At 61.1% G+C, this 13,189-nt stretch carries 10 protein-coding genes; 5 read left to right on the top strand and 5 right to left on the bottom strand.

The window, feature by feature from the left end:
- A partial coding sequence (locus WBF74_RS10390) for a chitosanase (RefSeq protein ID WP_424439195.1) occupies positions 1-904 on the bottom strand: 904 nt, incomplete at its 3' end.
- A gap of 62 nt (positions 905-966) precedes the next feature.
- Positions 967-2,061, bottom strand: coding sequence for a c-type cytochrome biogenesis protein CcmI (ccmI, locus tag WBF74_RS10385; RefSeq protein WP_424439192.1), 1,095 nt, complete (start codon positions 2,059-2,061; stop codon positions 967-969).
- Positions 2,062-2,237: 176 nt separating this feature from the next.
- Here ccmI and WBF74_RS10380 point away from each other — a divergent pair, with 176 nt between their 5' ends.
- Positions 2,238-4,406, top strand: coding sequence for an acylase (locus WBF74_RS10380; protein ID WP_424439189.1), 2,169 nt, complete (start codon positions 2,238-2,240; stop codon positions 4,404-4,406).
- Here WBF74_RS10380 and WBF74_RS10375 read toward each other — a convergent pair.
- Positions 4,403-6,259 (bottom strand): ATP-binding protein, encoded by a 1,857-nt coding sequence (locus WBF74_RS10375; RefSeq protein WP_424439186.1) that lies wholly within the window; start codon positions 6,257-6,259, stop codon positions 4,403-4,405. The genes WBF74_RS10380 and WBF74_RS10375 overlap by 4 nt on opposite strands.
- 198 nt (positions 6,260-6,457) lie before the next feature.
- On the opposite strand from WBF74_RS10375, the gene WBF74_RS10370 reads away from it, so the two are divergent.
- Positions 6,458-7,660, top strand: a complete 1,203-nt coding sequence (locus WBF74_RS10370) for a CaiB/BaiF CoA transferase family protein (protein WP_424439198.1) — start codon at positions 6,458-6,460, stop codon at positions 7,658-7,660.
- 5 nt (positions 7,661-7,665) lie between these two features.
- A complete protein-coding gene (locus WBF74_RS10365) occupies positions 7,666-8,691 on the top strand; it encodes a D-cysteine desulfhydrase family protein (protein WP_424439183.1) in 1,026 nt (341 codons plus the stop codon).
- A gap of 3 nt (positions 8,692-8,694) precedes the next feature.
- On the opposite strand, the gene WBF74_RS10360 is transcribed toward WBF74_RS10365, so the two are convergent.
- Positions 8,695-10,116, bottom strand: a complete 1,422-nt coding sequence (locus tag WBF74_RS10360; RefSeq protein ID WP_424439180.1) for a hypothetical protein — start codon at positions 10,114-10,116, stop codon at positions 8,695-8,697.
- A 241-nt stretch (positions 10,117-10,357) separates the two neighbouring features.
- On the opposite strand from WBF74_RS10360, the gene WBF74_RS10355 reads away from it, so the two are divergent.
- Positions 10,358-10,564: a cold-shock protein gene (locus WBF74_RS10355; RefSeq protein ID WP_424439177.1), complete on the top strand. Its 207-nt coding sequence runs from the start codon at positions 10,358-10,360 to the stop codon at positions 10,562-10,564.
- Between the two features lie 160 nt (positions 10,565-10,724).
- The gene (locus WBF74_RS10350) at positions 10,725-12,086 is read left to right on the top strand and encodes a YhjD/YihY/BrkB family envelope integrity protein (protein WP_424439174.1); all 1,362 of its coding nucleotides are present in this window, start codon (positions 10,725-10,727) and stop codon (positions 12,084-12,086) included.
- A 599-nt stretch (positions 12,087-12,685) separates the two neighbouring features.
- Here WBF74_RS10350 and WBF74_RS10345 read toward each other — a convergent pair.
- Positions 12,686-13,189, bottom strand: a 504-nt coding sequence (locus tag WBF74_RS10345) for an RT0821/Lpp0805 family surface protein (RefSeq protein WP_424439171.1), incomplete at its 5' end; no start/stop codon positions are given.

Genomic DNA, 13,189 nt, shown 5'->3' with positions numbered 1-13,189 from the left:
GTCCCGCAATGCCGTCCGCCACCAGCCCATAATCGCGCTGGAAGGATTTGAGGGCTGCTTCCAGCCCCTCATCAAAGACACCATCAATATTGATGGCATAGCCCTCTTTCGCGAGCGCCGTTTCCAGCGCGCGGACATCATTGCCCGTCATTTTCGGCTCGGTCAGGCGGAGGTTTCGGGTTGCAACATCAATCGCAGATGCCGTGACGGGCGGGCGGACACCGAGCAATTCGGCGTCGATCCGCACCCCGCGCACCGTCAAGGGCAGGTCGAGCCGCCAATGACCGCCCGCAACCAGCGCCTTGAAGCTGTCCATCCGGTAAACCGTCTTACGCAGAAGAGCGTTTGAGTGATTGGCGAGCCAGTTGCGGCGCGTGTCGAGATAGGCGGCGGCCCATTTCCGCTCACCGATGCGCGATGCGGTGCCTGCCCGATTGTTGGTGAGGTCGCGCATTGCGATCCATGAGCCATGCACCACGCTGTCATAGACGATGGCGACGGAAAGAGGCTCCATGAGGCCTTCACGCGCTGCCGTGGCGGCGGCAGGCGTCCAGAAGACACGGTCGAAAAAAGCATCCTGCGTCTCGCGCATCACCGGGTCGCCACCTGCCTCTTTCAGCAGGTTTCGAAAGGTCCAGTCCGTATCCAGTCGCAGATCAATATCGGCAAGGCGCGGCAGATAGGGGCGGAGCGCGCGGGCATAGGCTGCGCCGGGCGCATCACAATAGGCCTTGATGAGAAGATGGAGATTGCCGCTGCCCAGCGTTGTCTGCGCCCGGCCATAGGTGAGGTGGCCGCTATCGCCCGTCAGCAGCGTCACGCGCGCATAATCGCCACGCGCCGAGCCGGTTTCGAAAATATTGACGATGGCTTTCGCCGTTTCCTTCTGAAGATCGCTCAGCATGATGCCCCTGCCCTGTCTTGCGAGTCGGGCGACATCCTAGCGCGGCAGAGAGAAAGCGGGGATTACTTGTCGAGCGCCGCCTCGGCCTCATCGAGCCGGGCGAGTGCATCCGCATCCTGCCCGAAAGTCGCCCGCGCCGTGGCGAGGGCACTCCGTGCCTGCTCATCCTCGGCCAGTACCTTGTAGGCATGGATCAGGCGGAGCCAGCCTTCAAGGTCGTTCGGTTCATCCTCAAGCCGTGCCGCAAGTCCTTCCATCATGCCGCGGATCAGCGGCTCGTCTTCCGGCGCAATTTCGATGCGACCCTCGGCAGCGGCGATCCGCGCACGGATGGCCGGCACCCATTGCGCATCTTCGGGCGCGCCTGCGACAAGCGCCTTCCATCGCGCGAGAGCTGCCTCGCGGTCCCCAGCCTCAAGCTCCGCCATGCCGAGCAAGAATTGCGCGCGCGGCTCGCCTGCATCAAGCGCGACCGCCTTTTCGAGATCATCTCTCGCGCCTGCGCTCACCGTGCCGTTATTGGCAAGCACCCGCGCCTCGGCCCGCGCGGCAAGCCGCGCTGCGGTTACGCCATCGACAAGCATGGCCCGCGTCCAGGCGCGTGCGGCATCGTCATAGCGGCCAAGCATCAGATAGGCGGGTGCAATGCTCTCCCAGCCTTCAATATCCTGCGGGTTTTCTTTCAGTCGCCGCTCGACACGTGCAATCAGCCCTTCAACGGGCAGTTCCTCTGCAGGCACATTGAGTCGCGCGGCGATGGGCTGCCCCGGCAGGCCGGGTGACCCCGCCATAAGATAAAGCGCAATGGCGCAAAGGGGCACGAAGAGGACGAGCGAGATGGCGGCCACCTTCCGCCAGCGCGGATCATCCACGCCCTTGCTGCGTTCTGCGGCGATGCGCGCTTCGTCGGCGGCAATCAGCCTGCGGGATACTTCAATCCGGGCGGCCTGTGCTTCCTTCTCACCGATGACACCGCGCTCCAGATCACGCGCGACTTCATCAAGCTGGTCGCGGTAAAGCGCGATTTCGCTCTCGCCTTCCGCACGCTCCGGTAGAGCCATAGCGCCGCGCAGGGGCCGCAGGATCATCCACAGCGAAAGCGCGGTGAGGGCCGCAAAGCCCAGAAAGAGTAGAATGTCATTCGCCGATAGCAGCAAGAGATCCGCCTTTTCGCGAAGGGGCACCAGTGAGAAAGCCAGACCTGTATAGAGGTTTCGGCATGGGGCGGAAAGCGGCGGAGGGACGCAGGCGCCGCCCCCACCGCCCATACCATGCTGTTTGACGCGTGGCCAAGTCCCGCTACTCTCGCCTCATCAAACATGAGGGGACGGATATGCGCGTTCTGAAAACGGGACTTCTGGGGCTTTTCGCGCTCTTTTTCGTGGTGCTTGCCGTCATTCTCATACGCGGCGCGCTGGAAACTCCCGCCGCTGCCGATCCAGCCCCCTTCATTGAGCGGGCCGAGGCATTCAATGCGCTGATCGAACGGGATGAATGGGGCGTTCCCCACGTAACGGGCGAGCGCAATGTCGATGTCGCCTTCGGCATCGGCTATGCCCATTCGGAAGATGATTTCGCGACCATTCAGGAAGTCGTTATCGCCACGCGCGGCAAGCTCGCCGCCGTGAAGGGCGAAGAGGCTGCCATTACCGACTATCTCGTCAATCTGATGGGCATATGGGAGACGATTGAAGCGCGGTATGAAACCGACCTCTCCCCCGAAGTGCGCGCGGTGATCGAAGCCTATGCCGATGGCGTGAACTATTATGCCGCGCTCCATCCTTCCGCCGTGATCGACGGCACATTGCCCGTCACCGGAAAGGATGTCGCTGCCGGCTTCATGTTCAAGGCGCCCTTCTTCTACGGGCTCGACAAGGTTCTGATTGCCGTTTTCGAAGGACGCATCGGCAAGAGCGAAGGTCTTTCCAAGGAAGGCGTTGATGCCTTTCTGCCTGCGAAAGACAAGGCGCCCATCGGCTCGAATGGCGTTGCCGTCGGCCCTGCCCGCTCCGCCGATGGCGCGACGCGGCTTCTCGTCAATTCGCATCAACCTTTCACCGGCCCTGTGGCCTGGTATGAGGCGGTGCTTGAAAGCGGTGAAGGCTGGCATGTGGCGGGCGGCTTCTTTCCCGGCTCGCCCTTCATGCTGCATGGGCATAATGCCAATCTTGGCTGGGCGAACACGGTGAACGAGCCGGACCTTGTGGACATCTACCGGCTGGAACTCCACCCCGACAATCCAGACCAGTATCTGCTTGATGGAGAGTGGCGCGATTTCGAGAAGAGCACCGCGACCATTCGGGTCGATCTCTGGGGTCCGTTCTGGTGGACGGTGGAACGCGAAGTATTGCGCTCGGCCCACGGCCCCGTGCTTCGCACGGAGAACGGCGCCTTTGCGGTCCGTTATGCGGGGCTCGGCGAGATCAGGCAGGTCGAACAATATTTCGCGCTCGACAAGGCGAGAAACCTTGGCGATTGGATCGAGGCGATGAAGCTGCAGGCGCTCCCCAGCATCAACTACATCTATGCCGATCGTCAGGGGAACATTGCCTATGTCTATAATGCGCAGTTCCCCGACCGGAAGGAGGGACCGGACTGGGCAGACGTTCTGCCGGGCGATGATTCATCGCTCATCTGGCAGGGCTATCTGCCTTTCGAGGCGACCCCCATGCTCGTCAATCCGAATGGCGGCTATGTCTATAATGCGAACAACACGCCCTTCCGCGCCGCTGCTGCCAATGACAATCTGAAGCCCGAAAGTTTCCCCACGCGCATGGGCATCCAGAGTGACATGACGAACCGCGCGCTGCGCATCGAAGAAACATGGGGTGCGGACAGTTCCATCACGCGGGAAGAGTTTCACGACTACAAATATGACCTCACCTATAGCGAGGCATCGGAAGTCGTCGCACTCATCAATGACATTATCGCCATTGATGCCGGCGATGATGCAGCGCTTCGCGCAGCGCAGGCCGTGTTGCAGGACTGGGACAGGCGGACCGACAGCGAAAACCGTGGCGCCGCACTTGCCATTCTCACTGCAGAGCCGATCATCAGTGCGCGCTTTCGCGGCGAGACGCCGCCTGATCTCATGGAGACGCTTCGCAAGGCAATGACCCGCCTCGAAACGCATTTCGGGCGGCTTGATCCCCAATGGGGCGAGGTCAATCGTTTCCGGCGCGGCACGGTTGATCTTCCCGTTGATGGCGGGCCGGATATTGTTCGCGCGATCTATGGCTCGCGAGAGGAAGATGGCACGCTCACCGCACGGGCGGGCGATACGCTCATCATGTTTGTCGAATGGGACCGCGCCGGAAAGCTCCGTTCCGAGAGCATCCATCCCTTTGGCTCGGCCACGATAGACGCCACATCGCCCCATTATCAGGATCAGGCACCGCTCTTTGTGGCGATGGAAACGAAGCCCGTGCGTTTCACCCGCGCGGAACGCGAAGGCCATATGAAGGAGAGCTATCGCCCCGGCGCAAGGAAGACAGCACGCTAGAACGCTGCCTTTGCCTTCCCAACATCATGGCTGACAACACGGTCGAGCGGCAGATCCACATGGACTACCGTTCCCTTGCCCACGACGCTTTCAATGGTGAGCTTGCCGCCATGCAGTTCCGTCAGATGCTTCGCAAGCGGCAGGCCGAGGCCGGTGCCTTCATGCGCGCGCGAGAGTGAGCCATCAAGCTGGGTGAAGGGCGTGAGCGCGCGGGGAATATCTTCCGCCGCGATACCTGCCCCCTGATCCGAAACGGAAATGCGCAATGTATCCGGCCCAAGATGGGTATTCACCCGCACAAGAGATCCGTCGGGGCTGAACTTCACCGCATTCGATACGAGGTTGATCAGCACCTGTTTCAGCGCCCGCTCATCCGCCACCAGTGTCACGGGCGGTTCAGGCAGCGTGACTTCCAGCGCGATATTCGCCTGCGCGGCCCGGTGCCTCACAATGCGGGTTGCCGTCTCGATGATCCGGTCAAGCTCGGCCTCATCTTCATGCAGCTTGAAATGTCCTGCCTCGATCTTCGAGAGATCGAGAATATCATTGATAAGACTGAGCAGATGGACGCCGCTGTCACGAATATCCTCGGCATATTCGCGGTAACGCGGGCTGCCAATGGGTCCGAACAATTCGCGCTCCAGCGCTTCTGAAAAGCCGATGATCGCATTGAGTGGCGTGCGAAGCTCATGGCTCATATTGGCAAGGAACTCGGATTTCGAGCGGCTTGCCGCTGTCGCCTGGTCGCGGGCCTCGCGCAAGGCTTCCGCCTCGCGGCGCTTTTCCGTGATGTCCTGAATACCGATCAGCAGCACACGCTGCCCCTGGAAGCGCCCTGTCGCTGCGGTGACAAGCGCGTCGATGCGTTTTCCATCGCGCCGCTTCATGCGGAACTCGATGGGCATGCCTCTCCGGCTGCTCGCAAGCAGCGTGTCGATCCGCTTCAGCAGATCGCCCTCGTCAAAGAGATCGCGCGTGTCGGTGCGCGCGGCTTCCTCTTCGGTCAGGCCGAAGAGATTGAGCGCGGCCACATTCGCTTGAATGACAACGAATTTCGACGGATCAATCAGCGCAATCGGCAGCGGAGCGGCATAGAAGATGCTCTGAAAGCTCTCCTCCGTCTCACGCATATTGGCTTCCGCCTCGCGGCGGCTTTCCGCTTCCGCTCTCCACTGCTCGTAAAGTTCGTTCTGCCGGATAAGCGTCATGAAGCCATCGCGGCGCAGGCGGTTTGCCGCGCGGACCATTTCAACGCCAATGGCATTGACCACCGCAAACAGCGCACAAATCTGCAGGAGCGTGTAGCCGTCCACCACTGCAAGCGTCGGCGTCACAAGCACGAAGCCCGCACAAAGCGCCAGCGACAGGGCGAGATTGATGCTGAGTCTCACCGGCACGCCCACATAGAAAGCGAAGAGAATGACGATGATGCTGAGAAGCGCGGCGGCAAAGTTCACCTCGCCCAGCATCAGCGATGTCGGCGCTATGATGCAGACAAGAAGCTGGGTGAAGGCGGCACAGGCGAGGAAACTGCGCTTGTCATCCGGTGAGTTGAACACCTTGAGCGCGAGAAGGGTCGCACCGAGCGCAGCCAAACGTCCTGCTGTCAGCGCCACGAATGTCCAACCCCAGCCCAGAGCGATCAGGTCGAAGATCGCCCAGCTCACAAACACATAAACGCCGAAAAGCACGGAATTGAAACGGGAGCTGAGTTCCGGCCAGCTTGCGCGCAGATAGGCGTCCTCCAGTCGGGAATCGGCGAATTCGCCGGTCCAACGATAGGAATGTGTTTCTTCCGGCATTGGCGCCTCTTTCAGTTCCAATGCCTCGCCTGTCGTCTGCAAACCGTTCACCACTCCTCCGAACCGCGCATTGGCGCTTCCTCTTCCCCCAAGAGTGCGCACAGCCTAGGGTTCAAGCCTAAATAAAATGCAAAGTTTGGCCGGGTGGGCTTTTTCAAAATGCCCGCACCGCCTATCGTCCCGCAGCATGGCGTTTGTGCCATAAAGGGACGGGGCGCAACCGCCAGAGAAAAGAGTGTGAGGGGCGTGATGAAGGCTGTTCTGAACGGGGTAAGGGTTCTTGATTTCGGGCGCTACATTGCAGGGCCCTATTGCGCGGCCCTCCTCGGCGATATGGGTGCAGAAGTGATCCGCATCGAGCGGCGCGAGGGAAGTGAAGACCGCTTCGTGCAGCCCATCGTGCCGGATGCTGGCGCGGGTGAAGGCGGAGAAGGGGCGATGTTCCTTCAGATGAACCGCAACAAGAAAGGCCTCACCCTTGACCCGATGACCGAAACGGGCCGCGGCATCGTTCGCCGTCTTGTCGCAACGGCTGATGTGGTGGTGGCGAACCTGCCGCCCGCAACGCTGAAGGCGATGGGCATTGATTATGAAAGCCTGACCGCCTCGAAGCCCGACATCATCCTCACCACTGTTTCGGCCTTCGGACATGGCGGGCCTTATAGCGAGCGCACGGGCTTTGATGGTGTGGCGCAATCCATGGTGGGAGCGGCCTATCTCACCGGGCACCCTGACGAGCCGGTGAAGAGCTATGCACCCTGGGTTGATTTCGGCACTGCCTCTCTCTCCGCCTTCGGCACGCTCGCCGCGCTGATGGAGCGCGCGCAGTCCGGCAAGGGGCAGGTGGTGGAAGGCTCGCTCCTTTCGACCGCCCTTGCCTATTTCAATTTCCATCTGATCGAGCAGCAGCTTCGCCAGACGAACCGCATCGCCATCGGCAACCGCTCTCCCTATGCGGGCCCCGCTGACATCGTGCAGACGAAAGACGGCTGGATTCTCGTTCAGGTCATCGGCATGCCTCTTTTCAGGCGCTGGGCGAAGCTCATGGGCGAAGATCACTGGCTCACCGATCCCCGCTTCAAGGATGATCTCGCTCGCGGCGACAATGGCAAGATCCTGTCGGAACGCACGGCGCGCTGGGCGGCGGAGCGCACAACTGAAGAGGCGCTTGCTGAACTCGAAAAGGCGCGCATCCCTGCCGGTCCCGTCTATTCGCCACAACAGGCGTTGGACGATCCGCATATCCAGGCGATGAACTATCTGAAACCGATCGAGTTTCCGGGACTCCCCGGCGCCGCGCCCATCATGGAAACGCCGCTCCGTCTTTCGCGGACGCCCGGCTCGATCCGCGAGCGCGCGCCGCTTCTCGGCGAGCATACGGATGCGATCCTCACCGAGCTTGGCTATACGGCGGAGGAAATTTCTTCCTTCCGCGCTGAAGGGGTGATCTGACGACCATGATCTCGCCGCTTGACCGATTTGCCCGTTTTCCGCTCGCTCATCTGCCAACGCCTCTGACCGAGATGCACCGGCTGCGGGAGGCGCTGTCGCGCGAAACATCCCGCAAGCTCCCGCGCCTCTTCATCAAGCGGGATGACTGCACGGGGCTTGCGGGCGGCGGCAACAAGACACGCAAGCTTGAATATCTGATCGGCGAGGCACTTGCCGCCGGTGCGGACACGGTCGTGACAACGGGTGCCGCGCAATCGAACCATGCACGGCAAACCGCTGCCGCTGCCGCCGCTGCGGGTCTTCGCTGCGTGCTCGTTCTTTTCGATACCGTGCCCTATCAGGGTCATGCCTATCGCTGCTCCGGCAATCTGCTGCTCGACCGCGTGCTGGGTGCAGAAGTGCGCATTGTGCCGGGCGACACCGATGCCGTTGCAATTTTCGGCGAGGTGATGGGGGAGATCGAAGCAAAGGGCGGCAAACCCTTCTTTGTACCGGTGGGCGGATCAAGTGCCGTCGGCGCACTCGGCTATGCCAATGCCTATCTGGAGCTTGCCGCACAGCTTGATGAAACGGGTCTTCTAAACACCGCTCTCATTCACGCCTCATCGAGCGGCGGCACACAGGCGGGCCTTATTGCCGGTGCTGCCTTGCGCGGGCGCGGACCCTCCGTACACGGCATCAATGTCTATCGCGCAGACAATGAGGCAATGGCGGAAGGTATTCACGCGCTTGCCTGCAAGACGACCGCCCTGCTCGATACGACTGCCCCATCGCCCGATGCCGTCTCTCTTGATGGCACGGCGCTCGGCGAAGGCTATGGGCTGCCGACAGATGCCATGCGGAAGGCGGTGGAGCTTGTCGCGCACAGTGAAGGTGTGTTGCTTGATCCGGTCTATACGGGCAAGGGCATGGCAGGTTTCATCGCGCAGCTTCTCGAAGGGCGATATGCCGATCACGATGCTGCAATCTTCCTTAACACAGGCGGCATGCCGGGGCTATTTGCCTATGAGGAAGAGTTTGCCGCGCGCTGATCTTCAGTTACCCATCGCCACGCGGCCACGGCGGCGAAGCACTTCGGCCTGACCGCTCTCGCCGAGCGCTTCATAGAAGCCTGCGACGGTTTCAAGGAAGTCCTGCGCATTGACGCGGGCCGCGCCCTGCGCCACGCGCAACTCCTCAAGCAGCTTGTCTTCATAGGTGCCGATATGCGCCTCGATTTGCTGACGCACGCTTCGGCAATGGCTTTGCGCCCCAAGGGACTCGCAGATCGGCGTCATGCCACTCACGAAGCGCAGACATGCGCGCATCCTCTCTTCGCGTGCCCGGTCCGGCCCCTTGGCAAGGTCAGGCTTCATCGGCCCGCCCCTTCCATACTGACCGATCTGGTGGAAAGGCAGCGCACGGATCAGTTCGGTTTCGAAGCGGGACATTTCCTGCGCCACGGCGGCGGAAACGCGAGCACGCCCCGCAAGAACACGCTGGCCCCATTCGCTGTTGCGATGAAGATCAATCTCGGAGGCAAAGCCGCGGGAGAGCTGCGCAAAGCGGCGCACATCTTCCAGCATCGGCTCAAGGTCCGCCTGCCCTGCCCGTCGCGCATGAAGCCGGCGCGCAATTTCATCCATTTCGGCGAGAAGCGTTTCACCGAAGATCGCTAGTTCTGACCGGCTGATCACCACATCATTGCGCTGATGGGCAACCTTGCGCACGAAACGCAGGATTTGCGACGGCTCTTCCAGCCGGTTCATCACCATGAAGGGCAGATAGAGCGCTTCATTCGGAAATGTTTCGCTTGTCTCGATATAGGCATCGCGCAGCGCGGTCACCATGTCATCGGTGAAGTTGTCGATGCGCTTCGGCAGCTCTGCCTGCAGCGCAAGCATCGGCGCGGCAATCGAGAGAACGGCACCGATTTCGCGGGCATCGTCCATGCCCACCTCGCCGCCAAGCCTCTGTTCAAGCTGCTTGCGGCGCTCGGCATTGCTGCGCGCCGCATCCGTTGCCGTCAGAATAGCCTGTGCGGCAGAGGCATGAAGAACGGAAACCGCTGCTTCGAGCGCCACGCTGTCACCCTTCAGCGTGTGATCGATGATCCGCCTTGTCAGGTCCGGCAGCGCATCGGGAAGCAATTCTTCCTCGAGCCAAGCCCAGACACGCATCACCGTGCCGCGCGCAATGCTGCCCTGACGGCGCCCATCATCATCACCATCAATCAGCAAATCCTCGAAGGGGCGGCAGAACTGGCGCAGCGGATCAGGCTTTCCCGGCCGCGCACCGCGCAGGCTTGCAAGCAGCGGGCGCAAGCCCGAAAGGATCATTTCATAGGGTAGCCCCGTGGTGCCACGCAGCTTTTCCCGCTCAAGCCCCGAGGCGAGCTTCAGCACGGCAGGCGGCGGCAACTGCGCCAGATAAGTGGCGAGTTTCTGTCGGATTGACTGCGTTTCGGTGCTCATCATGTCTCCGCCAGGCCCTGTTCAGGCGCGGTCTTCATCCCCTCGCGAGACTAGCCAGCCATGCTTAAGAATTGGTCAACCCACACGAAAACCACAGCATTCGCCTGTAAACATCGTGTGAAACCAAGTAAGCCGTTACGATTTTCGTTATGCCGATCGAAAATTCGGTGATAGCGTTTTCAGCTGGGTATCGCGTTGAGGGTGGTATCTGATCTTTATCTCTATACGAGGCATTCAAGGCACTATGGCTAGCGGAGTCGTGAAGTGGTTCAACGCCACTAAGGGTTACGGGTTCATTGCACCAGCGGATGGTGGGAAGGACGTTTTCGTTCATATCTCGGCCGTCGAGCGGGCAGGCCAGAAATCCCTGCAGGAAGGCCAGCAGATCCAGTACGAACTGGTTGAGGGGCGCAATGGCCGTTCCTCCGCCGAAAATCTGGTTCTCGGCTAAAAGGCAGCACCAAGCGGATCGGGCGCATCCCCGCATTCGTCAAGACCAAGGCCCCTCATCTCCGGGTGGGGGGCCTATCCATTTCTGAACCTCTTTCAAGCGCCGGTGCGGCAGGCGGGCCTACTGGTCGAAAACCGCACCGCCCGCTAGCATGAACGCCATGTTCGGATCAGCCTCTCTTCTGGATCGCGCCCATTCCCTCATCTGGGAACCCGTGCTGGACGATCTGCCCTTTTGGCAACGGGCGCTCTATATCGCCGCGCGGATCGGCTGGGCTGTCATTCGCGATCTTCTAAGCGGCGCGCTCAGCCTGCGCGCCATGAGCCTCGTTTATACGACGCTGCTTTCCATCGTTCCGGCACTTGCCATCGGCTTTGCGGTTTTCCGCGCCTTCGGCTTCGACTCCTATCTCCAGACCATGCTCAGTGATTTTCTGGCGCCGCTTGGCGATCAGGGTACGGAGATCACACGGCAGATGATGGAGTTCGTGCAGCGTGTGAACGTCAATGTTCTCGGCACGATCGGCTTTGCCTTCCTGCTCTATACGGTCATCTCGCTCATCAACAAGGTGGAAGCCTCTTTCAACGCGATCTGGCGTGTGGAATCGAACCGCTCCTTCGCGCGGCAATTCACCGAGATCGTCAGCATGAGCGTGCTCGGACCGCTCCTCGTTCTCACTGTTTTCGGCTTCATGGCAGGCGCCATATCGAACTCTTTTGTCGGGAGCCTCGCCGAGTTTGAGGTTGTAAAATATTTGCTCGCACAGACGAGCAAGTTGCTGCCCTATTTCATCCTGATTGCGGTCTTCACCTTCGTCTATGTGATGGTTCCCAATACGCGGGTGATGCTTCTCTCCGCCTTTGTGGGCGCGACGGTTGCGGGCATCGCCTGGGGTGCGGCTGGCTGGACCTTTGCCACCTTCGTGGTGAAGTCCGCGCAATATGTGGCGATCTATTCGGCCTTTGCGACGCTCGCCTTTTTCATGATCTGGCTTTATGCCGCCTGGCTCATTCTTCTCGGCGGCTGCTCGATTGCCTTCTATTTCCAGAATCGCGCCTATCTCTCGCCCCATGCGGGGGTAAGCCTGCTCACTCTGCGCCAGCTCGATCGCATGTCGGTGCAGGCGCTTCTCCTCATCCATGAAGCCTTCGAGCGCGGGCAGACGCCCTGGACGCCGGACACTTTGGCAAAGCGGCTTCATGTGCCGATGGAGGCGATGGGCGAAATCTCTGCCGCGCTTCGAAAGGCGGGCCTTGTCACCTTCACCACCGGCACGCCGAGCCGTTTTGTGCCGGGCCGCCCCGCCGCAAAGACCACCATTGCCGATGTCTTCGCCGCCATCCGGCACCACTGCTATAGCCGCGCCGTAACAGACACGTCGCTCGCGCATGATCCGCGCGTTGAGGCCTTTTTCGAAAAGCTCGCCCGGCAGGAAGCCGAGCTTGCAAACCCGGCCACCATCGCCTCGCTGATGGCGGAAGAAGAAGCAGCGCAGGAAGAAAACGCGGCCAATCCGGCTTGATTCGTCTCGTTTACCCCCTGCCCTCAGGCGCGGGCCGATAATCGGCGCCCGCCTTTCGCCTCGGCTGGCGGACTGACCCCGTGCGAAAACCACGCATTCATGCCGCTCACAGCCTACCGGATGCTGTGGACGCAAGCGTGTCACACACATTCCCTTGACGCGGCCGCCCAAGGGATTCAGGCTGATGGTCCCTGGTTCAACATTTGAAAGGAGGTGATCCGATGTCTAACGGTTTGCTGACACCGTTTGCCGTCGCCAATGTTTCGATCTCGATAGAGGGTCGTATGGCGAGGCGGGTAAGGACGGACACTTCCGGAGACCTTTCCGCCTGAGCCTATCCTTGATCGCCGCACCGCTTTCGGGCGGCGACTCTGCGAGTGGAGCGTTTGGGCGTAAACGGGGCGATCCCGCAGAAAATACAAGGTGATCGCGTCACTACCGTTCGAACTGGCCGCCGCCTTCTCGTGGGAAAGCGGCGGCCTTTTCACATCTCACTCACATCGAAAAAGTGGCCTCACCCAGGCGCTGGTCGGGGGACGGATTCACCAGGGGTGAGGCCGAACAGCCTTTTGGGCCGTTCTTCTCGTTATCGCGGGCGCTCAGCCCACGATCTGCCAGCTTCCATCAGGCTGGCGGCAGGCCGTGCCATAGGCACTCTGCGGCTGGCCGCCGATATAGACGGTCTGGGAATATTCCCGACAGTAACCGGAAGAGCTCTGGTACGAGCGGCCCGGCTCGACATAGCCGTAATTGCCGCTTTGCGGGTTGTGCCAGCGCTGGGTCTGGCCGGTCTGGAACGCGCCGTAAGAGGCGTTGGTCAGATAGGCCTGGTCGGCGCGGTCGAGGCTGCGGCCGATATTGTTGCCCACCATGGCGCCGAGCAGCACGCCCGCACCCGTGGCCCAGAGACGGCCGGAGCCGCCCCCGATCTGCGATCCGGCGAGACCACCCGCCACAGCGCCGGCCAGCGTACCAATGCCCTGCTTGGGGCCGGTGCCGCCATAGCCGCCGCCATATCCATAGGGGCTACCGGTCTGGCAGCCCGCCAGCGCAAGGGCAAGAGCGCCAACAAGAAGCGTTGATTTGATCTTCATGACACGTAC

Origin of the sequence: Parvibaculum sp. (genome assembly GCF_049672805.1) — a bacterium.
In the GTDB taxonomy this organism is placed as follows: domain Bacteria; phylum Pseudomonadota; class Alphaproteobacteria; order Parvibaculales; family Parvibaculaceae; genus Parvibaculum.
Note: the sequence above shows the minus strand (reverse complement) of the source record. Positions and strands in the feature narration are given on the sequence as shown.